A 26264-nucleotide genomic window follows, 5' to 3' on the forward strand; every position below is an offset into this window, starting at 1 on the left:
GATTACATTGCTCTGGTCTTGACATCTTCTGTCTATTTCCGAAGCGTAAAAGCCCGCCAATCCCTTGAATTCCCCTTCTCCAGGTACGGCACACCTCACTAGAGAGGTAAGCGGAAATGCGTGATTCCGCATCGTAGCCTCCGACCAGGGAACCTGTGCTCCGCTCCCGGATTCCCGAATCGCCGCCCGGAGAAATGACTACGGGCCACTCCGCCGTACCGGAGAAACAATCTCCACACGGCGGGGTGACCCGGAGTAAGGACGCTCAGGCGCGCTTGGCGCGGGCCGCGGCGCGGCCCCGCGTGGCGGCGTCGAGAATCACCTTGCGGATGCGCACCGCGTCGGGAGTGATCTCCACACACTCGTCCTCGCGGATGAATTCCAGCGCCTGCTCCAGCGAGAGCACGCGCGGCGGGATCACCTTCTCCGTCTCCTCGGAGGTGGAGGAGCGCATGTTGGTGAGCTTCTTCTCCTTGGTGATGTTGACGTCCATGTCGTCGGAACGGGAGTTCTCGCCGACGACCATGCCCTCGTAGACCTCGGTGCCGGGCGAGACGAACAGGGCGCCGCGCTCCTGGAGGTTGAGCATCGCGAACGCGGTGACGGGCCCGGAGCGGTCGGCCACCAGCGAGCCGCTGGCGCGCGTGCGCAGCTCACCGAACCAGGGCTCGTACGCCTCGAACACGTGGTGCACCAGGCCGGTGCCGCGGGTCTCGGTGAGGAACTCGGTGCGGAAGCCGATCAGCCCGCGCGCCGGCACCACGAACTCCATCCGGATCCAGCCGGTGCCGTGGTTGGTCATGTGTTCCATGCGGCCCTTGCGCACGGCCAGGAGCTGGGTGACGGCGCCGAGGTAGTCCTCAGGGCAGTCGACCGTGAGCCGCTCCACCGGCTCGTGCACCTTGCCGTCGATCTCCTTGGTGACCACCTGGGGCTTGCCGACCGTCAGCTCGAAGCCTTCGCGGCGCATCTGCTCCACCAGGATGGCCAGCGCCAGCTCGCCGCGGCCCTGCACCTCCCACGAGTCGGGCCGCTCGGTGGGCAGCACGCGCAGCGACACGTTGCCGACCAGCTCCCGGTCGAGGCGGTCCTTCACCATGCGGGCGGTGACCTTGGCGCCCTTGACCTTGCCGACCAGCGGCGAGGTGTTGGTGCCGATCGTCATCGAGATGGCGGGCTCGTCGACGGTGATGAGCGGCAGCGGGCGCGGGTCGTCGGGGTCGGCCAGCGTCTCGCCGATCATGATGTCGGGGATGCCGGAGATGGCGATGATGTCGCCCGGGCCGGCCTCCTCGGCGGGCTTGCGCTCCAGCGCGTCGGTCATCAGCAGCTCGGTGATCTTCACCCGCTGGATGCTGCCGTCGGTGCGGCACCAGGCGACCTGCTGGCCTTTGGTCAGCCGGCCCTGGTGGATCCGGCACAGCGCGATGCGGCCGAGGTAGGACGAGGCGTCGAGGTTGGTGACGTGCGCCTGCAGCGGCGCGCTGGGGTCGTAGGTCGGGGCCGGGATCGTCGACTTGATGATGTCGAACAGCGGCTCCAGGTCGGCCGACGCGGGCATGGTGCCGTCGCCGGGACGCTCCAGCGAGGCGCGGCCCGCCTTCGCCGAGGCGTAGACGATCGGGAAGTCGATCTGGTCGTCGGTCGCGTCGAGGTCCATGAACAGCTCGTAGACCTCGTCGACCACCTCGGCGATACGCGAGTCGGGCCGGTCGACCTTGTTGATGCACAGGATGACGGGCATCTTGGCCGACAGCGCCTTGCGCAGCACGAAGCGGGTCTGCGGCAGCGGGCCCTCGGAGGCGTCGACCAGGAGCACCACGCCGTCGACCATGGACAGGCCGCGCTCGACCTCGCCGCCGAAGTCGGCGTGTCCGGGGGTGTCGATGATGTTGATGGTCATGCCGCCGTGGCGCACCGCGGTGTTCTTGGCGAGAATGGTGATGCCCTTCTCGCGCTCGAGGTCGTTGGAGTCCATGACCCGGTCATCGACGTCCTGGTTGGCGCGGAACGCCCCGGACTGCCAGAGCATGGCGTCGACGAGCGTGGTCTTGCCATGGTCGACGTGCGCGATGATCGCGATGTTCCTCAGGTCGTCGCGGCTGTTCAAAGGCATGATGAGTTCTCGCTCTGTATTGATGGGGCCGGCCGCGCGATCTCGCGACCTTATAAGTCTAGTTGATCCCCTCTGGTGACACGCGCGGACTGGAGAGGCCGCTTCCCTGAGGTGCTGACCTAGGGAAGGTGCCACACTGTGACGTCAGAGTGATCCTCCCGCCACAGATGGTGACCATATGCCGCAGTTCTTCGCCGGCGCGCCGACGGACGACGTCGAGCGGCTGTGCCGGCTGCTCGACGGGATCCCGCTCGCGCTGGAGCTGGCCGCCGGGTGCGCGCTGCCCCCCGGGCGGATCGCCGACCGGCTCGGCGGGCGCCACGGTCTCCTGCCCGCCTCCGCCGACGGGGCCGGCAAGGTGTTGGCCGTGGTGCGGCTCGGGCACGAGCTGCTGGCGCCCCGTGAGCGGGTGCTGCTGCGCAGGCTGGCGGTGTTCGCCGGGGCGTTCGACGCGCCGCTGGCGGGAGCCGTGTGCGGCGACGGCGGGATCCTGCGGCGGGCCGAGGTGCCCCGGCTGCTCGACCGGCTCGTGGCCGCGCGATTGGTGACGGGGGCGTACGCGCTGCGCGGGGTGGTCAAGGAGTACGCGGCCGAGCGCCTGCGGGAGGCGGGCGAGCACGACCTGCTGCGCGACCGGCACCTGAGGGCGGTCCGCGAGGCGTACGAGGAGTGTCATGAAGGGGCGTCACTGGCGCGGCGGCAGCCGTGGCCGGAGCGGGTGCGCCACCTGCGCAGGGCGCGGGCACTCGGGGCGGAGTGCCGTGCCGCCCTGGGGCGGGCGCTGGAGCGCGGGGAGGCGGCGTGCGGGCTGCGGCTGGTCAGGGCCGCGATGGCGATGGGGGTGTCCTGCCCGGACGACGCGCTGGAGCGGCTGCCGGCGCTCGGGGCGCCGGGGGAGCTGGCCGACTCCGCGAAGGTGCTGCTGGGGTGCGCGCGCGGCGCGGTGGAGCCTGTCGTGGCGGGGGTGAACGGGCTGCGGGCGCGGGGCTACTCGTACTGGCTGGGGGTGGGTTACAACGCGGCGGTGCGGGTCTGCTTCGCGAACGGACGGTGCGGGCTCGGCCGGCGCTACCTGGGCGAGCTGGAGGCCGCGGCGGCGGCCGACGACGACCTGGTGGCGCTGGCGGGGGCGCGGATGGCGCGGGGCGACCTGGCGCTGCTGGCCGGTGAGGTGCCTGAGGCGCGCCGCCACGCGGGTGCCGCGCTGACGCTGGCCCGGGAGGCCGGTGACCCGCGCGCGATCGTCGCCGCGCTCCGCCGCCTCGCGGCCGTCGCCGACACGGTGGGCGACCACGACGAGGCGGCCCGCCACCGCGCGGGCACCCTGCCGATCCTGCACGCCATAGGGGAGGAATCGCCGCACAACATCCTGTCCCAGGCTTGAGCGGGCGCGACAGCTTCTCGCGCGGCCTGAAGGGCCGCGGCGACAGCCTCACGTGGGCCTGATCGGGAAGTCGCGCGTTGGCACGCGCCGGTGCCGACGGTCCGGTTCTCGCCCTGGTCGGCGAGCGCAGCGGGCCGGAGGCACGCATGACGGCGGCCGGCCCGAGGGGTTTCCCGAAAAGCCTTTGATCTTGTCTTTGACGGGAAGATCCGTCAGATACAGGAGAAACGCCTCAGGGGAGGTGGGCGGCGAGATATCCGTGGGCCAGTCGCTTGCACTCGGCGATCAGGTCGGGGTCGCCGTCGGGGTCGACCCGGAAGGCCAGCTTGAGTACGGCGTCGGCGGCCTCGACCGTGACCAGGACCGCGCGGTCGAACGCCGGCCCGGCCGGGGCGTCGAGCAGGTCGACGGTGATGGCGCGCAGGCGGTCGGCCACGATCGCGTTGTTCTCCAGGGCGGTGTCGAGCATCCGGTTGGTGCCCTCGATGGCGGGGCCGCCGGGGGCGCGCAGGATCTCGCCGAAGTCGACCACCGCGAACCCCGGGGTGGTCCGCTTCATGGCCACGAACTCGTCGATCGCCAGGTCGACCAGGTCGGTCCAGTGGCCGAGGTCGGCGGCGGTGATGCGCTCCTTGATGCGCTCGGTGACGCGGCCGAGGAACGCTTCGAGGTTGCGCAGGGCCAGCGCCCGCACCAGCCCCTGCTTGTCGGGGAAGAACTGGTAGAAGGTGCCGATCGGCACCTCGGCGCGGCGGGCGACCTCCTTGGTGGTCAGCGACTCGTAGCCGATCTCGTCGAGCAGGAACGCGCACTCGTCGAGCATCCGCTCCACCCGTTCCAGGCTGCGGCGCTGGGCCGGCCTGCGACGCAAGGTACTCGTCATGTCCCCATCCTGGCGCATTACCCGCAGGTAGCGGGCGTCTCGGTTAACATGAGCCGGACTCAAGCAGAGGGAGCCGGGCATGTTCCTGTGGGGTACGGCGACGGCCGCTTACCAGATCGAAGGCGCCGCGGACGAGGGCGGCCGGGGGCCGTCCGTCTGGGACACGTTCTCCCGCGAGCCCGGCCGCACCAGGAGCGGCCACACCGGTGACGTCGCCTGCGACCACTATCACCGCTGGCCGGAGGACGTCGCGCTGATGGCGGGGCTCGGGGTGAACGCCTACCGCTTCTCGCTCTCCTGGTCCCGGATCCAGCCGTCCGGGAGCGGGCCGGTCAACGCCGAGGGCCTGGACTTCTACGACCGGCTGGTGGACGCGCTGCTGGCGGAGGGCATCACCCCGGTGCCGACGCTGTTCCACTGGGACCTGCCGCAGGCGCTGGAGGACGGCGGCGGCTGGCTCGCCCGCGACACGGCGCACCGCTTCGCCGAGTACGCCGCGCTGGCCGCCGGGCGGCTGGCCGACCGGGTGCGGATGTGGATCACGGTCAACGAGCCGTTCGTGCACATGGCGTACGGGTACGCGATGGGGATCCACGCGCCTGGCCACGCCCTGATGCTGGACGCGCTGCCCGTCGCGCACCACCAGCTGCTGGGCCACGGGCTGGCGGCGGGCGCGCTGCGGGCGGCGGGGGCCGAGCAGGTGCTGATCACCAACAACTGCACGCCGGTCTGGCCCGCGTCGGAGTCGGAGGCGGACCTGGCGGCGGCGGAGGCGTACGACGTCCTGCACAACCGCCTCTTCAACGACCCGGTGCTTCTCAGCAAATACCCAGATTTGTCGGCGTACGAGGTGACAAACCTGGACTTCGTGCACGACGGGGACCTCGACGTCATCGCGACCCCGCTGGACGGCATCGGGATCAACTACTACAACCCCACCCGGATCGCCGCACCCTCCTCCGAAGGGCTGCCGTGGGAGGACGCCGGGATCTCCGGCTACCCGACCACCGCGTTCGGCTGGCCGGTGGTGCCGGACGGGCTGCGGGAACTGCTCGTACGGCTGAAGGACCGGTACGGCGATCGGTTGCCGCCCGTGTACGTCACCGAGAACGGCTGCTCCCAGGAGGACGTGCCGGGGCCGGACGGCGTGGTCGACGACCGGGGCCGGATCGCGTTCCTGGAGCAGCACATCGAGGCGATGCGCCGGGCCGGGCGGGAGGGGGTGGACGTGCGGGGATACTTCGTCTGGTCGCTGCTGGACAACTTCGAGTGGGCGGAGGGCTACCACCAGCGGTTCGGCCTGGTGCACGTCGACTTCCCCACCCAGAGGCGCACCCCGAAGGCGTCCTACGCCTGGCTGAGGGACTTCCTGTCGTCAGAACACTGAGACGTGCACGTGGTCGTAGTGGTTGGCGGTGGCCCCGCCGCGGTCGGACATGGGATCCCAGCCGCCGCCCGACCTGATGTCGTAGTAGCGCTGCTTCCAGATGATGTACATCACGCCCAGCCGGTCGCCGTTGCGGATGAGCCACTCCGCCAGGGCGTCGCCGCGGTCGGCCTCGCCGCCGCTGGCCATGCCGCGGGAGATCATGAAGTCGCAGGCCCGGCCCTTGCCGTGTTCGCCGGGGTCGCCGGGGCGCAGGCAGCCGACCCCGTACGGCATCGGGAAGTTCTGCATGACCTCGGCGCGCACGTTGACCATGCGCTGGGTCAGGCCGCCGGCGCTGCCGGGCTGCTGGAAGCCGTACTTGGCGAGCAGTTTGTCGAGGTCGCGGCGCTTGCTCTGGAGGGTCTTGATCTCCTTCTGGAGCTTCTTGATCGTGGTGTTGGCCCGCAGCTTGGCCTTCTGGGCGTCCTTGATGAGCCTCTCGACGCCCGCGACCCGGTTGGCCCGCTCCTCGATCATGTGGGTCATGTTGGCCGCCTGGCCGAGCGCCTTGTAGGGGTCGATCTCCGTGCCGAAGAGGCGGGTGGTGTCGAGCGGGCCGAGGATGTAGGAGGTCTCGGCCAGCGCGGCCAGGTCGGACTGGGCCTCCGCCAGGCGCCTCTGCAGTGAGCCGGAGGTGTCGACGGCCTTCTTGGCCTGGATGCGGATCTCCTCCAGGCTCTGGATCGAGCCGCGGTAGCGCTCGTTGAGCTGGGAGGCCTGCTTGGTGAGCTTGCGCAGCTCCGCAGGGCTGGGGTCGGCGGCGGCCGGCCGCTCGGAGGGGAGCGCGAGCAGCCCGGCGAGGACGATGGCGAACACGGCCACGCGCCCGGCTTTCACGCCCGTCCTCCCCTCGTAGACGACCGAAACTATAGAAGATGATCTTGAAAGCTGTCATCTTAACGGCTCAACTCGCGACCGTTTAGTGAGGATTGTCCTGGCTGTCCGGAATAAGACAGGAATAAAGATTGGGTCTTGCCGGGATCGTCAAGTCCCATTGAGATGGCGATCGTACGCGTCTCTGCGAAGGGGCAGGAACCTGTGTCTCGTTCACTCACCCTTGTCACGGCCGTGATCCTCGGCTTAGGCACGTCCATGGTCGCGCTGCAAGCCCAGGCGGCCGTGGACCCGCTACCGCCCGGCGACCGGATCGAGCTCTACCAGCTCGACAGCCCGCTCGGCACCGCCCAGGCCCTCAGGGAGAAGGGCTTCGACGTCGTCCAGCAGGAGATCCGGAACGGCAAGGAGCACATCGAGCTCACCGCCGCCCAGAAGGATCTCGAAGGGCTGGAGAAGCTCGGCCACGAACCCGCGCCCGTACGCAACCCGCAGGGCCAGACCCAGCTCCAGGCGGCCAAGGCCCAGGCGGCGAGCGGATACACCGTCTACAAGTCCTACTCCGAGAGCGGCGGCATCGCCGACCAGCTCAGGAAGATCGCCGACGAGAACAAGGACGTCGTCAAGCTCCAGTCCATCGGCAAGACGCTCCGCGGCCAGGACATCCTCGCCGCCAAGGTGACCTCGCTGGCCAGGGTGCTGCCCGACGGCATCAAGCCCGCCACCCTGTACTCCGCCACCCAGCACGCCCGCGAGTGGATCGCCACCGAGGTGGACATGCGGCTGCTCAAGCACGTGGTGGCCAACAAGAGGCAGCTCAGGAGCCTGCTGGACCGGACCGAGCTGTGGTTCGTGCCGGTCGCCAACCCCGACGGCTACGACTTCACCTTCACCGAGGGCAACCGCCTGTGGCGCAAGAACCTGCGTGACGTGAACGGGGACGGCCAGATCACCACCGGCGACGGCGTCGACCTGAACCGGAACTTCCCCACGAACTTCCACTACGACGAGGAGGGCTCCTCCTCGATCCCGAGCAGCGAGACCTACCGCGGCGCCGGCCCGGCCAGCGAGCCGGAGACGAAGGCCATGGACGGCCTGCTCAAGCGGGTGAAGTTCAAGATGCAGCTCAACTACCACTCGTACGGCCCGCTGCTGCTCTACCCGTCGGGTTTCCAGATCGCCACGGAGACCGCCGACCACCCGATCTACCAGGCGCTGACCGGTGACGACGAGAACCCGGCGGTGCCCGGCTTCGACCCGGACCTGGGCGCCGAGCTCTACACCACGAACGGCGAGACCACCGACCACGCCCACTCCACCTACGGCACGCTGGCGTGGACGCCCGAGCTGAACGAGGGCTGCGACGGCTGCGGCTTCGTCTTCCCCGACGACGAGGCGCTGGTGCAGGCCGAGTTCGAGAGGAACCTGCCGTTCGCGCTCGACGTGGCCAAGTCGGCGGTCAACCCGGTCGAGCCGGTGAGCCACCTGGGCAACACCACGCCGGACTTCGTCCTGGACCCGTTCGACGTCAGCTACGGCAAGAACCAGACGGTCCAGGTCAACGCCAAGCGCAAGCTCGGCCCGGTGTTCCTGAACTACCAGGTCGACAACGGCCGCACGCGGGTGAAGCTGACCAAGGAGTGGAAGGGCGGCGAGCGGTACGGCAAGGGCTACGACCGCTACTACCACCGGTTGCGCGGCGAGGTCACCGGCACCAAGCCGGGCGACACGGTCAAGGTGTGGTTCAGCTCCCTGGGCAAGAAGAGCCAGTCGTTCACGTACAAGGTGCACGACGACATCGGCGGCAAGGTGCTCGTGCTGGCCGCCGAGGACGTCACCGGCCTGAGCCCGGCGCAGGGCGTCACCGAGGCGAAGTACGCCGGCGCCTACGCCCAGGCGCTCCAGGCGGCCGGTTACAGCTCCGACGTGTACGACATGGACAAGATGGGGCGCAAGGCGCCGCACCCGCTGGGCGTGCTCAGCCACTACAAGGCCGTCATCTGGGAGACCGGTGACGACATCATCCCGCGCAGCGCGGGCCAGGTGCCCGGCACCACCTCCCTGGCGGGCGTGGACACCGAGCTGGCCGTCCGCGACTACCTGAACGAGGGCGGCAAGGTCATGCACGCGGGCAAGTACCCGTCGTACGCGGCCAACGCCAACGGCGCCTACTACTACGAGCCCGACCAGCCGGGTCAGCCGGAGTGCTCGGAGCCGAGCGACCCGCCCTGCATCCCGGTGTTCAACGACTTCCAGCAGTACTGGCTGGGGGCGTACGTCTACTTCGACAACTCGGGCAGCGACCCGGCCACTGGCCAGCCGTACCCGGTGAAGGGCGTGAACGGCGGGTTCGACGGCTTCGCGGGCACGCTGGAGCCGGACGTGCACACCAACGCCTTCGTGGCCACCTCGGCGATCCTGCCCGCGGACAAGTTCCCGCTGTTCGCCAGCTCGGCGCCGATCAAGTGGGAGCGGCCCGGCGCCCCGTTCGACCCGCACACCGGGTCCTGGGACGTCTACAGCGGCATCGCCGACGTCTCATGGAAGCGGCTGAGCAAGACGATCGACCTGACCGGCCGGTCGAGCGGCGAGCTGACGTTCTGGGCGTCGCTCGACACCGAGGCCGACTGGGACTTCTTCATGGTGGAGGCGCGCACGGCGGGCGGCGACGACTGGACGACGCTGCCCGACGCCAACGGCCACACCTCCCAGGCGACCGGCAGCAGCTGCCAGTCCGGGTGGAGCAGCATCCACCCGTTCACCCAGCGGTACCAGGGCCCGGACTGCGAGCCGACCGGCACCTCCGGCTCCTGGAACGCGGCCTCGGGCAACTCCGGCGGCTGGCAGCAGTGGCGGATCGACCTGACCCCGTACGCGGGCAAGCAGGTCGAGGTCTCGATCTCGTACGTCAGCGACTGGGCCACCCAGGGCGCCGGCGTCTTCGTCGACGACGCGGTCGTCACGCTGGACGGCGCGACGGCGGAGGAGACCTCGTTCGAGTCCGACCTGGGCGGCTGGACGGCGGCGGGCCCGCCCGAGGGCACGTCCGCCTCGGTGAACAACTGGGCCCGCACGGACCAGGTGTTCGAGGAGGGCGCGGGCATCACCACGCGCGACACCGTCTACCTGGGCTTCGGCGCTGAGAGCCTGCTCGACCAGGCCACCAGGACCGACCTGGTGAAGCGGTCGATGGCGCACCTGCTCAACGGCCGGCGCTGACGGTCTGAAGAGGGGCACGGCACCGGGTGCCGTGCCCCTCTTGCGTGCCCGGACAGAACATGATTCGGTCCTCTTGCGAAGAAAGCATTCGGTTCCGGCAGGAGGCTCACGACATGCGCCAGCACGACAAGCTGTTCATCGGGGGCGAGTGGGTGACCCCGGCGGGCACCGGCACGATCGACGTGATCAGCCCGCACACCGAGGAGGTCGTCGGCCGGGTCCCCGACGGCACCGCCGAGGACGTGGACCGGGCGGTGGCCGCCGCCCGCGAGGCGTTCGACCACGGGCCGTGGCCGCGCATGACGTTCGCCGAGCGGGCGGCCGTCATCGGGAGGCTGGCCGAGATCTACGCCGAGCGGCAGGGCGAGATGGCCGCGCTCATCACCGAGGAGATGGGCTCGCCGATCACCTTCTCCAACCTCGCCCAGGCGCCGCAGCCGCTGGGCATGCTGCAGTACTACGCCCAGTACGGCGCCACCTTCGAGCAGGAGGAGCAGCGGCCCGGCGTGTTCGGCCCGGTGACCGTCCGGCGCGAGCCGGTGGGCGTGGTGGCGGCCGTGGTGCCGTGGAACGTCCCGCAGTTCGTCACGATGACCAAGGTCGCGCCCGCGCTGCTGGCCGGCTGCGCGATCGTGCTCAAGCCGGCCCCCGAGACGCCGCTCGACGCGTACGTGCTGGCCGATATGGCGCGCGAGGCCGGGGTGCCGGCGGGCGTGCTCAACATCGTGCCCGCGGGCCGCGAGGTGAGCGAGCACCTGGTGTCGCACCCGGGCGTCGACAAGGTGGCGTTCACCGGCTCGACCGCGGCCGGCCGGCGCATCGCCTCCATCTGCGGCGAGCAGCTCAAGCGGGTCAGCCTGGAGCTGGGCGGCAAGTCGGCCGCGATCGTGCTCGACGACGCCGACCTGGCCTCCTCGATGGGCATGCTGGCCATCGCCTCGCTGATGAACAACGGCCAGGCGTGCGTGGCGCAGACCCGCATCCTCGCCTCGCGCAACCGCTACGACGAGGTCGTCGAGGCGGTCGTGAACATGGTCAACTCCCAGCCCGTCGGCGACCCCGCCGACCCCGCCACCGGCATCGGGCCCCTGGTGGCCCGGCGGCAGCAGGAGCGGGTCGAGGGCTACATCAAGATCGGCATGGACGAGGGCGCCAAGGTCGTCGTCGGCGGGCTGGAGCGCCCGCACGACCGCGGCTGGTACGTCGCCCCGACGGTGTTCGCGAACGTGACCAACGACATGCGCATCGCCCGCGAGGAGATCTTCGGCCCGGTCCTCGCGGTGATCCCGTACGAGGACGAGGCGGACGCGGTGCGGATCGCCAACGACAGCGACTACGGCCTGGCCGGCACCGTCTGGACGGCCGACACCGAGCACGGCATGGACGTGGCCCGCCAGGTGCGCGCCGGCACGTACGGCGTCAACTGCTACATGATCGAGACGGGCGCGCCGTTCGGCGGCTACAAGGCCAGCGGGCTCGGCCGCGAGCTGGGCCCCGAAGGGCTGGCCGGCTATCTGGAGTACAAGACGATCGCCCGGCTGGGCTGACGTCACGACGAGGGCCCCGGCGAAGCGCCGGGGCCCTCGTCGTGCCGCGGATGGCACCCAGCGCGCCCCCGCGACGCTAGGTGCCCACCCTGCGGTGGACCACTTTGGGCAATCAGCCGACTACGAGAAGTATGAACCACGCCCATCGCCTGGGCGGATCGCTTACCCCTGAGACTTCTCCCGGCGGTTTGCTGCTGTCCGCCCTAGGTAGACGTGTTTTATTCAGGAAAAGTTCGAGGAGATCCACTTTCCGATCCTGCGGACCAGTTCGGGGGTCGCCGCGGACTCCGCGTGGCCGTACCCGGGCTCGATCCACAGCTCCTTCGGCTCCCGCGCGCCCTCGTACAGCTGCCGGGCGTGATCGAGCGGGAAGAACGCGTCCGCGTCACCGTGCACGATCAGCAGCGGCGTCGGCGAGATCAGCGCGGCGGCCTCGTGCGGCGGCATCGGGATCGGGTCCCAGCGGCCGACGGCGATCCTGGTCCGCTTCGCCATCCTGGCCGCCCAGCGGCCCAGGGGCTGCTCGATGATCCAGTGGACCTGGCGCATCGGCTTGGTGCCGCGGTAGTACCACCGGGCCGGGCCGCTGACCGCGACCACCGCGTCCGCGCCCTCGCACAGCCCCGCGTGCCGCACCGCCACGGCGGCCCCCATGGAGAAGCCGACCACGGCGATCCTGCGGTAGCCGGTCGCCCGCGCGTGGCGGACGGCCGCGGCCACGTCGAGGATCTCCTTGTCGCCCACCGTGCTCTCGCCGCCGGACCTGCCGTGGCCGCGGAAGTCGAAGGCGATCACCCCGCCGTACGCGCTGAGCACGTGCACGATCCGCCGGGCGGGCCGCTCCCGCCACGAGCCGGTGAACCCGTGCGCCACCACGATGCCGACGTCCCGCGCCGCGCTCCCGGTGGGAGGGGTGTGCGCGGCGTCGATGCGCACGCCGTCGTCGGTCCTGAGCATGACGGGGAAGCTGGGCGCGAACTGCATCCTCCGAGCTTAATTTCCCTCCCCGGGCCGCCCGCGTTCAGCTGGGGGTGTCGAGGCGGGACTTCAGGTCGTCGTCCAGCTTGAGCTCCGTCGCGGCGATGGCCTCCTCCAGCTGGGCCATCGAGCTGACGCCGACGATGGGCACGTGGCCGTCCGCCAGGAGCCAGGCCAGCACCACCTGGTTGGGGGTCGCGCCGAGCTCCCGCGCCACCTGGTGCAGGACCTCCAGGCGGCGGGTCGTACCGGGGTGGTGGTAGATGTCGGGGATCGGCCGGTCCTCGCGGGTGTAGGCGCCGAACATCAGCGTGTTGTACGCCCACAGCGTCACCCCGGTGTCCTCCAGGTAGCCCAGGTGTTCGTCCGTGGTGAGCGTGTGGCCGCTCTCGACGAGCTTCGTGTACGGGCGCGGGCGCAGATAGGTGTGCCGGAGCTGCAGGTGCGTGTACGGGGTCCAGCCGTGGGCCGCCGAGACGTTCCTGGCCCGCTCCAGCCGCCAGGCCGGCAGGTTGCTGGCCCCGATGGCCAGCGCCCGCCCCGCCTGGACCAGCTCCTCGAACGTGCCCAGCGTCTCCTCCAGCGGCACCGACCTGTCCTCGATGTGCGCCCAGTACAGGTCCACGCGGTCGGTGCCCAGCCTGCGCAGGCTGCCCTCCATCGCGGTACGGATCGCCGCGGCGGACAGGCCCTCGGCGGAGTCGAGGGTGACGTCGCCGGGCACCGTGGGGCGCGCGCCCACCTTGGTGCTCAGGTACACCTGGTCCCGGTTGCCCCGGGCGGCGAGCCAGGCGCCGATGGCCAGCTCGCTCTCGTCGCCGGTGCGGCCGGGCACCCAGAACGGATAGTTGTCGGCCGTGTCGAGCATCCGGCCGCCGGCTTCGACGAAGCGGTCGAGGATGGCGAAGGTGTCCTTCTCGCTGACGGTCGTGCCGAAGGGGATGGTGCCGAGTGCGATTCTCATGGCTATGACGATGGAAGCTGGAGCGCACTCCATGTCAACCGCCCACTTTTATCGGATTTATCGGCTTATTTCGGGCATTTCGACCTGGAGCTTGACCTGGAGTCCGCTCCAGGTGGCATGCTCTTTCGCGTGAGCGTCTACACCCCCGCCGAGGTCGTCGAGGAGACCGGCTTCACCCTCGACACGCTGCGCTACTACGAGAAGATCGGCCTGCTCGAACGCGTCGAACGCAACGCCGCCGGCCAGCGCCGCTTCACCGAACAGGACATCGGCTGGCTGGGCATGCTCCGCTGCCTGCGCGACACCGGCATGCCGATCGCCCAGATGCTCCGCTTCGCCGAGCTGACCCGCGCCGGCGACCACACCATCCCCGACCGCATCAAACTCCTCGAAGAGCACGACCGCCGCGTCGAGGGCCAGATCGACAACCTCCAGGAACGCAAGCGCTACATCAGAAACAAGATCTCCTACTACCGCAGCGTCCTCTGACCGAGCGGCTTCAGCTGTCGGGGTAGAGCACGCGAACTGCCATCACCTTCCGTGCTCGTGGTGTAACAATGAGTGCCATGCCGTCCCCCCGACATGACACTCTCGTCAAGATGTTCGCCGACGGCCCCCAGCTGGTGATGAAGATCCTGCGTGACCTTCTGGGGGTCGACCTGCCCGACACTCCGCTGATCCGGCGGGAGAGCGCCAGCTTCAACACCCGCAACTCCGAGGACATCGCATCGGACCTGATCTTCACCTTGGGGCCTCCGCAGAACACGGCGCACGCCGTCATCGTGGAGATTCAGCAGGACCAGTCCAAGGAGCCGAAGCAACTGGCCCGCTACGCGGCGGCCCTGTGGTTGCAGTTGAAATGCGACGTCACGGTGCTGGTCGTCTGCCCTGATCGTGCGGCCGCTGACTTCTACGCGAAGCCGGTCGACTCCGGGCTGAACGGTTACCTCTTCCGGGCCTGCGTGCTGGGGCCGGACGGCGTTCCGATCATCACCGACCCCCAGGAGGTCGCCGCCGCTCCGGGGCTGGCGGCCTTGTCGGTCATGATTCATGGCCGCAACCGCAAGGTGGTCGAGGCCTTCACCCAAGGGGTGTCCAACATCCCCGATCGTCACGCTCTGAAGTACACTGAATACGCCTACAGCATGGCCGCCCCCGCGATTCGCCGCCTCATGGAGGAGATCATGACGTCCACCGACTGGCCGGTCTACACGCCGTGGGCCCGCGAACACTACGGCCGCGGTCTCCAGGAGGGTGTGGCTGAAGGGAAGGCTGAAGGGAAGGCCGAAGGGAAGGCCGAAGAGGCTGCCAAGTCGGTGCTGCTCGTGCTGGACGCGCGGGGGTTCGAGGTTCCCGACGACACTCGTGCGCGGATCACCTCCTGTACGGACCTGGCTCAGCTTCATTCCTGGCTCGTCCTCGCGGCCACCGCCCAGACGCTCCAGGGCATGTTCGGCGACTGAACCGTCAGCGGTAGGCCGAGGCCTGGAGGGTGTAGAGCTCGGCGTAGAGGCCGTCGAGGGTCATGAGGGTCTCGTGGTCGCCCTGTTCGGTGACCTGGCCGTGGCGGAGGACGTAGATGCGGTCGGCGTAGCGGACGCTGGCCAGGCGGTGGGTGATGAGCAGGACCGTGCGGCCGTCGGAGTGGTGGCGGATGCGCTCGAAGAGCGCGTGTTCGGCGCGGGCGTCCAGGGCGGCGGTCGGCTCGTCGCAGATGAGCAGCTGGGCGTCGCGGTGGAAGCCGCGGGCGACCGCGATGCGCTGCCACTGGCCGCCCGACAGCTCGTGGCCGTCCTTGAAGCGGCGGTCCAGGAGGGTGCGGTAGCCGTGGGGCAGCTCGGCGATCACCTCGTCGGCCCCGGCCACCGCGGCCGCCGCGTGCAGGGCCGGCTCGCCCTTGCCGGTGCCCATGGTGATGTTGTAGCGGGCGTTGAGGGGCCAGCGGGTGTGGTCCTGGGCGATGACGGCGGTGCGCAGGCGCAGGTCCTCCGGGCTGACGAGGCGCAGGTCGACGTCGTCCCACAGGACGCTGCCGGTGTCGGGCTCGTACAGCCCTGAGAGGATCTTGGCGAGGGTGGTCTTGCCGGAGCCGTTCTCGCCGACGAAGGCGATGACCTCGCCCCGCTTGATCTCCACGCTGACGCCGCGCAGCGCGGGCTCGTCGGAGCCGGGGTAGGTGAAGGTCAGGTCGCGGGCGCTGATCCGTTCGAAGCGCTCGGGGGCGGGGGAGCGGCTCGGGTCGGGCTGGCGCCGCTCGGCGTCGGCGCAGAACTCCACGAAGTCGGTGAAGTAGAGGCCCTCTTCGTAGAGCCGGTTGGTGGCGTACATGAGGTTGGCCAGCGACTGGGAGCCGGAGCGGATGGCGAGCACGGCGGTGCCGGCGACGGCGAGCGGGATGGCGCCGAGGGCCAGCAGGATGCCGAGCGCGACGTAGACCAGGCCGCTGCCGAGCCCGCCGAGCGCCTCGCCGACCAGCTTGGCGACGGTCTGCCGCCTGGCCAGCCGGAGCATCACCTCCTGCTCCGCCCTGGCGACCGCGTCGTACATGCGCAGCAGGAAACCGCGCATGGTGAACGAGCGGACCTCGGCGGCCGGGTCGCGCTCGGCCAGCAGGTCGGCGGTGATCCACTTGCGGCGGATGACCGGGATCAGCGCGAACATGGTCGTGTAGCGCATCCTGGCGCTGCGCACCGCGGCCCACGCGTCGGGCAGCACCGCGAGCAGCAGCAGCGGCAGCAGCACCGGGTGGAGGACGCCGAGCACGCCGGCCACGGCGGCGATGCCCACGGCGGCGGTCACCACGTCGATGGCCGAGGTCACCACCGTGTCGGCCACCGACACGCCGCGCAGCCTGGCCCGCTGGAGCGAGTCGTGGAACGCCGGGTCGTCGTAGGAGACCAGCTCCACGCGGCTGGTCAGGCCGTAGAGGCGCTCCTCCGTCAGCCGGGCGACCTGGGGGGTGAGCCGGGCCTGCGCCCAGCCGGCGCCCGCCGTGACGGCGGTGCGCAGCGCGGCGGCGGTGGCGACCAGGATCAGGCTGGGCAGCGCCGCCCGCACCCGGTCGGGCGTGGGTCCCTCGCTGAACAGGGCGTTGAGCACGCCCGTGGTCGCCAGCAGCCCGAACGCGGTGAAGACGCCGCCCAGCAGGTTGAGCGAGACGGTGGCCAGGGTGTCGCGGGGGCTGGCCCGCCAGGCCATGCCCATCGCCTGGCGGATGAGGGAGGGGAGGCGCCGGGCGATGGTCAGGAACCCGACCTCGGCCATCTTGTCGGTGTGCGCGTGCCAGTCGGAGAGGGATATCTCGCCCAGTTCGAGGGGCTCGTCGGCCATACCTGGTGTTGTTCCCGCCCGCACCGGCGAATCCGCATGCGATGTTCCTTCGCGTTGCCGGGGGAGTATGCCGACCTGTTATCCGCACGTCCTTGACGCATCAGCGGGCGAGATGGGTTGATGGCCCTACTGACAACGTTGTCAACTCACCGAAGTTCGGGGGCTTCTCGAAGGGATGGTGTGCGATGAGACGACGGTGGATGGCAGCCGCCGCGATCACGTTTGCGAGCGTGCTGGGCCTTTCCGCCTGCGGCGGCGGCGGTGGTGACACGGCCGGCGGCCAGCCGAGCGGCGGGAAGCAGCAGGTCGAGGTCTTCTCGTGGTGGACCGGCCCCGGCGAGGCCGACGGCCTGCAGGCCATGCGGCAGATCTTCGAGCAGCAGAATCCCGGCCAGACGTTCTTCGACGCCGCCGTGGCGGGCGGCTCGGGCGACAAGGCCAAGGCGCTGCTCGCCTCCAAGCTGCAGGCCGACACCCCGCCGGACACGTTCCAGGGACACGCGGGCGCCGAGCTGCAGGGCTACATCAAGGCGGGCGACCTGGAGGAGCTGAACTTCCTCTACGACGAGCTGAAGCTGCAGGACGTCTTCCCCTCCCAGCTCATCGAGCAGATCAGCGTTGACGGCAAGATCTACTCGGTGCCGGTCAACATCCACAGGTCGAACGTCCTGTGGTTCAACCCGGCCGTGCTCAAGGAGGCCGGCGTGGCCGGCGCGCCGAAGAGCATCGAGGAGTTCCTCACGGCCCTGGAGAAGGTCAAGGCCACCGGCAAGATCCCGCTGTCGATCGGCTCCGAGTGGACCGCGGTCCACCTGCTGGAGAGCGTGCTGCTCGGCTCGCTCGGCACCGACGCCTACAACGCCCTGTTCCTGCCGGGCGCCGACTGGAACAGCGCCGGGGTGACCAAGGCGCTGGAGGACTTCAAGAAGATCATGTCGTACGCGGGAGACCCGCAGGACGACTGGCAGCCCGCCGCCAAGCAGGTGGCCGACGGCGAGGCCGCGTTCAACGTCATGGGCGACTGGGCGTACGGCTACTTCCACAACCCGCCGGAGGGCGGCCTCGGCAAGACGTCGAAGACCGACTTCGACTGGGCGCCCTCTCCCGGCACCGAGGGCACGTACCTGTGGCTGTCGGACAGCTTCACGCTCCCCAAGGGCGCCAAGAACCGTGACGGCGCCGTCGCGTGGCTGAAGGTCGCCGCCAGCAAGGAGGGCCAGGACGCGTTCAACCCGAAGAAGGGTTCCATCCCCGCCCGCAAGGACGCCGACCAGGCGCTCTACACCGACTATCTGGCGGACGCGCTGAAGGACTGGTCGGCCGACAAGCTCGCCGGCTCCATCCAGCACGGCGTCGCGGTCAACCAGCCGTGGCTGGCCGAGATCAACACGCAGGTCGGCCTGTTCCTCGGCACGCAGGACGTGGCCGCGCTGCAGAAGGGCCTGGCGGACGCCGCGGCGGCGAACGCCCAGTAGGACGACGGCACGGCAGGCGCGGCACGCGCCTGCCGTGCCTTTTCACGGAGGGAGTGGTCGGTGAGACGAGTGCGCGCCTGGCTCCCGGGGCTGCTCCTCGTCGCGCCGTCGATCGTGGCGATCGGCGTGTTCGTGTACGGCATGCTGGGGTGGAACTTCCAGCTGGCCATGACGGACAAGCACGACGAGGTGTCCGAGGGGGAGTTCGTCGGGCTGACGAACTTCATCGGCATCTGGGACGAGGCCCGATGGCATCTGTCGGTCAACCACGCGATCATGTTCACGGTCGTGTTCGTGGCCGGGGCGCTGGTGCTCGGGTGGTTCCTGGCGTTCCTGATGGAGAAGGGCGTCCGCGGCGAGGGCACGTTCCGGGCGATCTACCTGTTCCCGATGGCCGTGTCGTTCGTCGCCACCGGCATCGTGTGGCGGTGGCTGATGAACTCGGGCCAGGACGAGCGGGCGGTCGGGCTGAACCGGATGTTCGACTGGCTCGGGCTGCCGCAGTGGCAGTGGTTCCGGGACCCGGACTGGGGGATGGCGGCCATGGCCATCCCTGCGATCTGGCAGATGTCCGGATATGTCATGGCGTTATTCCTGGCGGGGTTCCGCGGCGTCCCCGAGGAGCTGCGGGAGGCGGCGCGGGTGGACGGCTGCACCGAGTGGGGCGTCTACCGGCACGTGGTGCTGCCCCTGCTGCGCCCGGTCACCCTGTCGGCGCTGATCATCCTCGGGCACATCTCGCTCAAGGTGTTCGACCTGATCGTGGCGGTCTCCGGCAAGCAGGTCATCACCGACGTGCCGGCGGTGTTCATGTGGGTGGCGGTCTTCGACTCCCACGATCCGGCCAAGGGGGCGACCATCGCCTCCTACATCGTGCTCAGCGTGGCCGTCTTCGTGATCCCGTACCTGATCTGGTCCGTACGTAAGGAGAGGCGGCCATGACGGCGGTCGCGGTGGCGGGGCGCAGGCGCCGGGCCTTCTCGCTCGCGAAGCTGGCGGTCCTGATCGCGTTCGTGGTGATCTTCCTGATCCCCATCTACGTGCTGCTGGTCACCAGCTTCAAGCCGCTCACCGAAGCGGACCCCGGCCAGGCGTGGAACCTGCCGCAGACGTGGACGTTCGAGGCGTGGCGGGTGGCGTGGGAGAAGCTCGCGCCCGGCCTGTGGAACAGCGTGCTGGTGGCCGTGCCCGGCTCGATCCTGTCGTGCGCGCTCGGCTCGATGAACGGGTACGTGCTCTCCAAGTGGCGCTTCCCCGGCGCGGACGTGCTGTTCACGCTGTTCCTGTTCGGCATGTTCATCCCGTACCAGGGCGTGATGATCCCGCTGGTGCAGCTGCTCGTCGGGCTGAACGAGCTGACCGGGATGCAGGGCGTCTGGTACGGCGGCATCCCCGGGCTGGTGCTGGCCCACGTGGTGTACGGGATCCCGATCTCCACGCTGATCTTCCGCAACTACTACGTGACGATCCCGGACGAGCTGATCGAGGCGTCGCGGGTGGACGGGGCGGGGATGCTGCGCACGTACTGGTCGGTCGTCCTGCCGGTGTCGGGGCCGGCCATCGCGGTGGTGATCATCTGGCAGTTCACCTCGCTGTGGAACGACTTCCTGTTCGCCGTCTTCCTCACCGGCCCGCAGAGCTGGCCGGCCACGGTGATGCTGAACAACATCGCCGGCGCCCAGGCCACCCCCTACAGCCAGCAGATGGCCGCGGCCATCCTGGCGTCGATCCCGACCATGCTCATCTATGTGCTGCTCGGCCGGTTCTTCATGCGCGGCCTGATGGCCGGCGCGCTGAAAGGGTGACGGCGGGGTTGGCGCAGTGCGCCGGCGGCTCACCGCGGGCGTACCTGGCCACGTCGGCGGCCACGATGGAGGCGGCCTTCATGGCCGTCTCCTTGCTGGCGCCGGCCAGGTGCGGGGTCATCACCAGGTTCGGCGCGGCGAGCAGCCGCGAGCCGGCCGGGATCGGCTCCTCGGGGAAGACGTCCACGCCGGCGCCGAACAGGTGGCCCGACTCCAGCGCGTCGCAGAGCGCGTCGTAGTCGAGCAGCGCGCCGCGCGCGCAGTTGACCAGCACCGAGCCGCGCGGCATCAGCGCGAGCTGCTCGGCGCCGATCATGCCGGTGGTCTCGGGCGTGGCCCGCGCGTGCAGCGACACGAACCGGGAGCGGCGCAGCAGCTCGTCCAGCTCCACCTGTCCGGGCACGTCCACGTACGGGTCGTACACGAGCACCTCGGCCCCGAAGCCCTCCACCATGCGGGCCACCCGGCGGCCGATCGCGCCGTAGCCGACCAGGCCGACCGTGCTGCCCTCCAGCTCCGGGCCGACCCTGTCGTAGGTGTAGTAGTCGCCGCGCCAGACGCCCCCGGCCAGGTCGCCGTGCGTCTGCGGGATCCGGCGGGTGGCGGCGAGCAGCAGCGCCATCGTGTGCTCCGCGGTGGCCACCGCGTTGCGCCCGGGGGCGAAGGTGACCGCCACGCCGGCCTCGGTGGCGGCCTCCAGGTTGGCGTTCACCGGGCCGCCCCGGCTGACGCAGAACAGCCGCAGGTCGGGGCAGGCGTCGAGGACGCGCCTGGTGAGCGGGGCCATCTGGGTCACGCACACCTCCACGCCCCGCAGCGCGGCGATCAGCTCGTCCTCCACGTCCGACGCCTCGTCGACCTCGCCCACGGGGCCGAACGGGACGACCGGCCACGGCAGGGTGAGCTCGCTGATCGCCAGGCCACCGGCGACCTCGCGGCGCAGCGCGCCGGCCAGCAGGTCGTTCCGGACGAAGTGGTCGCCGGCGGCAAGCACTCGGATGGTCAACGAACGGCTCCAATCGGGGTGTTGTACTGCAGGATCGCGGCCCGGGGCGCGTCGTCGCGCAGGCGCAGCTCGGTGAGGGCGCAGTTGTCCAGGCGCGGGAACAGCCGCCGGTACTCGCCGAGCGGCACGCCGACGAGGCGGCACAGGGCGATCCTGATGGCGGTGGTGTGCGCGACGACGAGCACCCGCCCGTCCGGGTCGGCGGCGGCGATGTCGCGCAGCGCGGCCGTGAACCGGTCCGCGGCGGCGGCCGGGTCCTCGCCGCCGGGCAGCGGGTTCGCGCCGGGGTCGGCCTCGAAGGCGGCGCGGGCCTCGGGGAAACGCTCGCGCATCTCCCGCGCGGTCAGCCCTTCGGCCTGGCCGAAGTCCAGCTCCCGCAGCCGCTCGTCCACCCGCAGCCGCACCCCGGCCGCCTCGGCGCTGGCACCGGCGGTGATCTGGGCCCGGCTCAGCGTGGACGCCCACACCGCGCTCAGTCCCGCCCCGGCGGCCCATCCGGCCAGCTGCCGCGCCTGCTCGTGACCGCGCGGGGTCAGCTCCACGTCGCTGATCCCCGCGTAGCGGTTCTCGGCGTGCCAGACGGTCTCACCATGCCGCACCAGCACCAGCGTCGCGGCCCTTGCGTCGGTCACCACGTCCCCCTCATCCCGTTTCCAACGATCCCCACCAGCCCCGCAAACCGCGCCCCGCCCTCGTCCGGCTCCACTCGCGGCGGTTCCGCTCGCGAGGGTCGTGCCGCCTGTGAGGGCTGAGGCTCGGCCACGGGCCGCACCCTTGCGGGCTGCGCCGCATGCGTTGGCCGGGCGCCACGTGTAGGTGGCGCGGCATATGTGGGTTGTGCGGTATGCGTTGGCCGCGCGCCCTGGGTGGGCCGCGCTGTGTGTGCGGGCGGGGTCATCGCTCGCTCCTTTGGCGGGCGTGGGCGGCGGCGGGGGTGGGGAGCCAGCCGCGCTCTTCCAGGGCGGTGACGAAGCGCAGGTACGGGTCGCGCAGGTCGGCGCCGGAGGGTTGGACGACCTCGCGGGTGCGGATCATGCGGGCGGCGGCGTCTGCGGCGCCGGACGTGTCGGTGGCTCCGGCTGCCAGGACGGCCATGCCGAGTGCCGGTTCGGCGTTCTCCCGGAGGGTCACCGGACGGCCGAGGACGTCGGCGCGGAGCTGGGTCCAGTACGCGCTGCGGGTGGCGCCGCCGGTGAGGATGATCTCGCCGTCCACGGGGGCGCCGAGCAGGTCGAGGTAGTCGAAGCAGAGCCGCTCGACGAACGCCGCGCCGAGCAGGATCGCGACGTACCGCTCCACGTCGTCGGCGGGCTCACCGAGCGTGAAACCCTCGGCGTCCGGCGCCGCGAACGGGAACCGCTCACCCCGCGAGACCAGCGGATACGTGATCGGCAGCCCTGCCGGATCCAGCGGAACGCCGCCTCCGCCCCGGCCGGCAGGGTACGCGCCGACGGTGGTCCCGCGACCGTACGGACTGTCCACGTCCGAGGAGCCCCTGCGGCCGTACGCGCCGTCCACGGCTGCGGAGTCACGGCGACCGTACGTGCCACCCGGGGAGTCCACGCGACCGTACGTGGCACCTGAGGAGCCCGAGCGGCCGTGCGTGAGACCCGTGGAGGTTGCGGGGGCGTAGCGGGTGGCGGCTTCCAGGGACAGGGCGTCGAGGTCGCGGCCAGGGAGGTCGCGGGAGAGGACGCCGGCGCCGGTGCTCGACGCTCCGCCCGGGAGCCAGGACCCGTCCGGGGCGCGGTGTGAGTAGACGACGCCGAGCGGGTCGCGCACCGGCTCGCGGGTGACGCCCTTGAGCACGAGGGTGGTGCCCAGGACGGAGTTCCAGCTCCCGGGGGTCAGCGCGCCCGCGCCGAGCTGGGCGGCGCACCCGTCGGTGGTCCCCGCGATCACCGGGGTGCCCCGGGGGATGCCGGTGGCCCTGGCCGCCTCCGCGCAGACCTCGCCGACGCGGGTGCCGGGACGTACCACGGCGGGCAGCACGCCGGCGGGCACCCCGAGCGCGGACAGGACGTCGGACGGCCAGCGTTCGTCGATCAGGTCCACCCCGGTCTTGAGCGCGTTGCCCAGATCGGTCGCCACCTCGCGCCCGGCTAGCCGGCGGTTGACGAAGTCGCTCTGGTGGGCCAGGCGGGCCCCCGCCGGGGCGTCGCCGAGCAGCCACAGCAGCTTGGGCAGCGCCCAGTTGGCCTGCATGCGCCGGTAACCCAGCCGCTCCCAGACCGGCGCGCCCACCTCGTTCACCCGGTCCACGAACCCGGCGGCGCGCCTGTCGTCGTACATGAGCGCGGGCGTCAGCGGCGTCCCGTCCGGCGCGGTGAGCAGGATCGTGCCGGACGTGGCGTCGACCGCGACCCCCTCGATCCGCCCGGCGGGCACGTCGCGCAGCGCCTCGCGGGTGGCCGCGGCCAGCGCCTGCCACCACTCCTCGGGGTCCTGCTCGTGCCGGACGCCGTCGCGGCGGCTGGTCAGCGGGCGGACGGCCGCGCCGAGCACCCGCCCGCCGGCGTCCACGACCATCGCGCGCACGCTCTGGGTGCCGAGGTCGATCCCGATCCACGCGCTCATGACCTGCTCCGCATCTCGGCGAGCAGCGGCCAGGACCGGGCCGCGTGCTCGCGCAGGGTCAGGAAGTCCCGGTACGCGCTCGCGTACGGGCCGGGCTCGGGCTCCACGACGTCACCGAGCCGCACGTGCCGGGCGGCGGCGTCCTGGATCGTCGCGGCGCCGGTGGCGGCGAGCCCGACGAGGAAGGCGCCCCTCGCGCCGACCTCGGCGTCGGCCGGGCGCAGCACCGGCAGCCCGGTGACGGCGGCGATGAGCCGCAGCCACAGCCCGCTCGCCGAGCCGCCGCCGCAGACCCGCAGCTCGCGCGGGGCGGCGCCGGTGGCGGCCAGGCAGTCCTGGACGACGAGCGTGAGCCCTTCCAGCACGGCGCGGGCGAGGTGCTCGCGGCCGTGCTCGACGGACATGCCGAGGAACGCGCCCCTGGCGTACGGGTCGGAGAACGGCGCCCGCTCACCGGCGGGGGAGAAGTAGGGCAGGAACGCCAGCCCGCGCGCCCCCGGTTCGCTCCGCGCGGCCAGCTCGCTCAGCTCGGCGGGCCGGTCCAGGCCGAGCATCCGGCAGGCCCACTGGATCACCTCGGTGCCGGCGAACGTGGGGAAGGCGCGCAGGTAGCCGCCCGGCGCCGCGATCGTGATGCCGACCGGGTCGCCGTCCAGGTCCGGCCGTTCGACCAGGGTCTCCACGCAGAGCGTGGTGCCGAGGATGCCGCACGCCTGCCCCGGGCTGACCGCGCCCGCGCCGAGCGCGGTCGTGACGATGTCGTACGGGGCCAGCACCACGGGCGTGCCCTCGGCCAGCCCGAGCCGCTCCGCCGCCCGCTTCGACAGCCCGGCCGTGCGCCGGTCGTCGTCGCGGATGCCGGGCAGCAGCCGCTGCGCCCATTCCAGCCCGAACAGCTCAAGCAGCTCGGGCGCGTAGCGGCGGGCGCGCAGGTCCATGAACGGGGCGGAGGCGTCGGACTCGTCGGCGGCGAGCTCGCCGGTCAGCCGCGCGAAGATCCAGCCGCCGCAGGTGAGTGCGGCGGCGGAGCGGGCCAGTCGTCCGGGGTCGTGCTCCTTCAGCCAGGCGAGGATCGCGTGCGGCAGCCCGGAGGCCGCCGACGAGCCGTTGACCCGGAAGGCCCGGGCGGCCAGCCCGGACCGGGTCCAGCCGTCGACGATCCCGGCCGCGCGGCCGTCGTTCCACAGGATGGCCGGGCCGGTGGGCTCGCCGGCGGAGTCGACCAGCCAGCAGCCGTCGCCCTGCGCGGTCACGGCCACGAAGTCGACCGGCTCGCCGAGCGCGGCGGCCACCTCGCGTACGGTCGCCTCGACGGCGTCCCAGACCGCGGCCATGTCCTGCTCGGCGTGTCCGGGGACGGGCCTGGAGACGGCCGTGGGCCGCCTGGACACCGCGGACTCGGCGCCCCGGGCGTCGTAGCCGACGGCTTTGATCACCGTGGTGCCCGCGTCGACGCAGATGGCCGCCATCATGCCCTGCCGTGCGAGGTCCTCGACCGGCGCGAGACGGAGTCGACGACCACCGCCAGGAGCAGGACGGCCCCGGTGACCATGAAGCGGATGGAGGAGTCGAGGTTCAGCAGCGTCAGGCCGCTGGAGATCGACTGGATGACGATGATGCCGAGCAGCGCGCCGAACGCGGTGCCGCGCCCGCCGAACAGGCTCGTGCCGCCGATGACCGCCGCGGCGATGGCGTTGAGGTTGACGTCGCCGCCGCCGCTGCTCTGGTTGGCCGCCGCGAGCCGGGCCGCGGCGAGGATGCCGCCGACCGCCGCGAAGGAGGAGCAGAGCACGAACACCGAGGTGTAGATGGTCCTGACGTTGATGCCGGCGCGCCTGGCGGCCTCGACGTTGCCGCCGACCGCGTACACCGACCTGCCCCACCGCGTACGCGAGAGCAGGTAGTGCATGACCAGCACCAGCGCGACGAAGAACACGAACATCCAGCCGACGCCGCGCGTCTGTCCCAGGTACCAGACCATGAACAGCAGCGCCACCAGCAGCGCGGCGCTCCGCACGACCAGCGCCGAGGTGCTCTTCGACGACAGCCCGGCCTTGCGGCGCTCCCTGGCGTGCAGGTAGCCGCTCGCGAACAGCCACCCGGCCGCGACCACCGCCAGCGTGTACGACAGCCAGGCGGGCACGAAGGCGAGCTGGGCGAAGTTCACCAGCCCCGAGTCGAACGGCAGGTTGATCGCGCCCTTGGTGCCGAGCACGTACAGCTGCAGGCCGAGGAAGCCGAGCAGGCCCGCGAGCGTGATGACGAAGCTGGGCACGCCGAACCTGTTGAACAGCTGCGCGTACACCCAGCCGACGGCGGCGCCGATGATGACCGCGGCCGAGATCGCCACCCAGGCCGGCAGCCCCTGGTCCACGAAGAGCACCGCCAGCACCGCGCCCGACAGGCCGCTGACCGAGCCGACGGACAGGTCGATCTGGCCGACCAGCAGGACGCAGACGATGCCCAGCGCGATGACGCCGACCGCGGCCGACTCCATCGTCAGGTTCACCAGGTTCTGGCTGGACAGGAAGATCGGGTTGAGGATCTGCAGCACGCTCCAGATGACGATCAGCCCGACCACGACCGGGATCACGCCGAGGTCGCCGCCGCGCGCCCGCTCGACCACGTCGGTGAACGCGCCGCGCAGGCCCTCGCGCCGCTGCAGCCGCTCGTCCTGGTGGTCAACCGTGCCGTCCGTCGTGCTGTTCACCGTGTCC

Annotated in this window: 20 protein-coding genes; 9 read left to right on the forward strand and 11 right to left on the reverse strand. The window is 71.0% G+C overall.

Features of this window, described 5'->3' with window-relative positions; all coding sequences use genetic code 11:
* Window positions 1-265: 265 nt before the first annotated feature.
* A complete protein-coding gene (gene typA, locus FR742_RS03280; RefSeq protein WP_148029537.1) occupies window positions 266-2116 on the reverse strand; it encodes a translational GTPase TypA in 1851 nt (616 codons plus the stop codon).
* A 178-nt stretch (window positions 2117-2294) separates the two neighbouring features.
* Here typA and FR742_RS03285 point away from each other — a divergent pair, with 178 nt between their 5' ends.
* Window positions 2295-3500, forward strand: coding sequence for a hypothetical protein (locus FR742_RS03285; RefSeq protein ID WP_148029538.1), 1206 nt, complete (start codon window positions 2295-2297; stop codon window positions 3498-3500).
* 232 nt (window positions 3501-3732) lie between these two features.
* Here the strand turns inward: FR742_RS03285 and FR742_RS03290 are convergent, their stop codons facing one another.
* Entirely contained in the window at window positions 3733-4383 is a 651-nt protein-coding gene (locus FR742_RS03290; RefSeq protein ID WP_148029539.1) for a TetR/AcrR family transcriptional regulator, read from the reverse strand.
* A gap of 79 nt (window positions 4384-4462) precedes the next feature.
* Between FR742_RS03290 and FR742_RS03295 the strand changes: the two genes are divergently transcribed.
* A complete protein-coding gene (locus FR742_RS03295) occupies window positions 4463-5770 on the forward strand; it encodes a GH1 family beta-glucosidase (protein WP_148029540.1) in 1308 nt (435 codons plus the stop codon).
* Here the strand turns inward: FR742_RS03295 and FR742_RS03300 are convergent.
* Entirely contained in the window at window positions 5759-6649 is an 891-nt protein-coding gene (locus FR742_RS03300) for a hypothetical protein (protein ID WP_148029541.1), read from the reverse strand. The genes FR742_RS03295 and FR742_RS03300 overlap by 12 nt on opposite strands.
* A gap of 231 nt (window positions 6650-6880) precedes the next feature.
* On the opposite strand from FR742_RS03300, the gene FR742_RS03305 reads away from it, so the two are divergent.
* Together FR742_RS03305 and FR742_RS03310 are read left to right on the forward strand one after the other, a co-directional pair.
* Entirely contained in the window at window positions 6881-9865 is a 2985-nt protein-coding gene (locus FR742_RS03305; protein ID WP_261808332.1) for a M14 family metallopeptidase, read from the forward strand.
* Window positions 9866-9978: 113 nt separating this feature from the next.
* Entirely contained in the window at window positions 9979-11412 is a 1434-nt protein-coding gene (locus FR742_RS03310; protein ID WP_148029542.1) for an aldehyde dehydrogenase, read from the forward strand.
* 222 nt (window positions 11413-11634) lie between these two features.
* Here FR742_RS03310 and FR742_RS03315 read toward each other — a convergent pair whose 3' ends face one another.
* Together FR742_RS03315 and FR742_RS03320 are read right to left on the reverse strand one after the other, a co-directional pair.
* Entirely contained in the window at window positions 11635-12396 is a 762-nt protein-coding gene (locus FR742_RS03315) for an alpha/beta hydrolase (protein WP_261808333.1), read from the reverse strand.
* Between the two features lie 37 nt (window positions 12397-12433).
* Window positions 12434-13354, reverse strand: a complete 921-nt coding sequence (locus tag FR742_RS03320; protein WP_148029543.1) for an aldo/keto reductase — start codon at window positions 13352-13354, stop codon at window positions 12434-12436.
* A 129-nt stretch (window positions 13355-13483) separates the two neighbouring features.
* Here FR742_RS03320 and FR742_RS03325 point away from each other — a divergent pair, with 129 nt between their 5' ends.
* Both FR742_RS03325 and FR742_RS03330 read left to right on the forward strand, forming a co-directional pair.
* Complete coding sequence (locus FR742_RS03325) at window positions 13484-13843, forward strand: MerR family transcriptional regulator (protein WP_261808334.1); 360 nt, start codon at window positions 13484-13486, stop codon at window positions 13841-13843.
* Window positions 13844-13953: 110 nt separating this feature from the next.
* Window positions 13954-14817 carry a hypothetical protein gene (locus FR742_RS03330; protein ID WP_261808335.1) on the forward strand — a complete coding sequence of 288 codons (864 nt, stop codon included), beginning with the start codon at window positions 13954-13956 and terminating at the stop codon, window positions 14815-14817.
* Between the two features lie 4 nt (window positions 14818-14821).
* Here FR742_RS03330 and FR742_RS03335 read toward each other — a convergent pair whose 3' ends face one another.
* Entirely contained in the window at window positions 14822-16684 is a 1863-nt protein-coding gene (locus FR742_RS03335) for an ABC transporter ATP-binding protein (protein ID WP_148029545.1), read from the reverse strand.
* A 230-nt stretch (window positions 16685-16914) separates the two neighbouring features.
* Between FR742_RS03335 and FR742_RS03340 the strand changes: the two genes are divergently transcribed.
* Genes FR742_RS03340 through FR742_RS03350 form a run of 3 tightly spaced genes read left to right on the forward strand, consistent with a single transcriptional unit; the run spans window position 16915 to window position 19964 of the window.
* Complete coding sequence (locus FR742_RS03340) at window positions 16915-18159, forward strand: ABC transporter substrate-binding protein (RefSeq protein ID WP_396989213.1); 1245 nt, start codon at window positions 16915-16917, stop codon at window positions 18157-18159.
* Window positions 18160-18219: 60 nt separating this feature from the next.
* A complete protein-coding gene (locus FR742_RS03345) occupies window positions 18220-19101 on the forward strand; it encodes a carbohydrate ABC transporter permease (protein ID WP_148029547.1) in 882 nt (293 codons plus the stop codon).
* Entirely contained in the window at window positions 19098-19964 is an 867-nt protein-coding gene (locus FR742_RS03350; protein ID WP_148029548.1) for a carbohydrate ABC transporter permease, read from the forward strand. The genes FR742_RS03345 and FR742_RS03350 overlap by 4 nt, the downstream gene beginning before the upstream one ends.
* Here the strand turns inward: FR742_RS03350 and FR742_RS03355 are convergent.
* From FR742_RS03355 to FR742_RS03375, 5 genes are all read right to left on the reverse strand, one after another.
* Entirely contained in the window at window positions 19927-20964 is a 1038-nt protein-coding gene (locus FR742_RS03355) for a 2-hydroxyacid dehydrogenase (RefSeq protein WP_315970643.1), read from the reverse strand. The two genes, FR742_RS03350 and FR742_RS03355, sit on opposite strands and share 38 nt — an antisense overlap.
* 2 nt (window positions 20965-20966) lie before the next feature.
* Complete coding sequence (locus FR742_RS03360) at window positions 20967-21602, reverse strand: histidine phosphatase family protein (RefSeq protein WP_219543739.1); 636 nt, start codon at window positions 21600-21602, stop codon at window positions 20967-20969.
* A 262-nt stretch (window positions 21603-21864) separates the two neighbouring features.
* Window positions 21865-23547 carry an FGGY-family carbohydrate kinase gene (locus FR742_RS45560; RefSeq protein WP_261808336.1) on the reverse strand — a complete coding sequence of 561 codons (1683 nt, stop codon included), beginning with the start codon at window positions 23545-23547 and terminating at the stop codon, window positions 21865-21867.
* Window positions 23544-25019, reverse strand: a complete 1476-nt coding sequence (locus FR742_RS03370; RefSeq protein WP_261808337.1) for an FGGY-family carbohydrate kinase — start codon at window positions 25017-25019, stop codon at window positions 23544-23546. The genes FR742_RS45560 and FR742_RS03370 overlap by 4 nt, the downstream gene beginning before the upstream one ends.
* On the reverse strand, window positions 25016-26257 hold the full coding sequence (locus tag FR742_RS03375) for a sugar ABC transporter permease (protein ID WP_222708822.1): 1242 nt from the start codon (window positions 26255-26257) through the stop codon (window positions 25016-25018). The genes FR742_RS03370 and FR742_RS03375 overlap by 4 nt, the downstream gene beginning before the upstream one ends.
* Between the last annotated feature and the right edge of the window lie 7 nt (window positions 26258-26264).

Source organism: Nonomuraea sp. C10 (assembly GCF_008017515.1).
GTDB lineage: Bacteria > Actinomycetota > Actinomycetes > Streptosporangiales > Streptosporangiaceae > Nonomuraea > Nonomuraea ferruginea.

Coding starts and splice junctions, on each gene's coding strand:
- FR742_RS03310 (WP_148029542.1), top strand. CDS start 9,979: ATGCGCCAGCACGACAAGCTGTTCATCGGGGGCGAGTGGGTGACCCCG.
- FR742_RS03350 (WP_148029548.1), top strand. CDS start 19,098: ATGACGGCGGTCGCGGTGGCGGGGCGCAGGCGCCGGGCCTTCTCGCTC.
- typA (WP_148029537.1), bottom strand. CDS start 2,116: ATGCCTTTGAACAGCCGCGACGACCTGAGGAACATCGCGATCATCGCG.
- FR742_RS03290 (WP_148029539.1), bottom strand. CDS start 4,383: ATGACGAGTACCTTGCGTCGCAGGCCGGCCCAGCGCCGCAGCCTGGAA.
- FR742_RS03320 (WP_148029543.1), bottom strand. CDS start 13,354: ATGAGAATCGCACTCGGCACCATCCCCTTCGGCACGACCGTCAGCGAG.
- FR742_RS03335 (WP_148029545.1), bottom strand. CDS start 16,684: ATGGCCGACGAGCCCCTCGAACTGGGCGAGATATCCCTCTCCGACTGG.
- FR742_RS03285 (WP_148029538.1), top strand. CDS start 2,295: ATGCCGCAGTTCTTCGCCGGCGCGCCGACGGACGACGTCGAGCGGCTG.
- FR742_RS03330 (WP_261808335.1), top strand. CDS start 13,954: ATGTTCGCCGACGGCCCCCAGCTGGTGATGAAGATCCTGCGTGACCTT.
- FR742_RS45560 (WP_261808336.1), bottom strand. CDS start 23,547: ATGAGCGCGTGGATCGGGATCGACCTCGGCACCCAGAGCGTGCGCGCG.
- FR742_RS03370 (WP_261808337.1), bottom strand. CDS start 25,019: ATGATGGCGGCCATCTGCGTCGACGCGGGCACCACGGTGATCAAAGCC.
- FR742_RS03315 (WP_261808333.1), bottom strand. CDS start 12,396: ATGCAGTTCGCGCCCAGCTTCCCCGTCATGCTCAGGACCGACGACGGC.
- FR742_RS03295 (WP_148029540.1), top strand. CDS start 4,463: ATGTTCCTGTGGGGTACGGCGACGGCCGCTTACCAGATCGAAGGCGCC.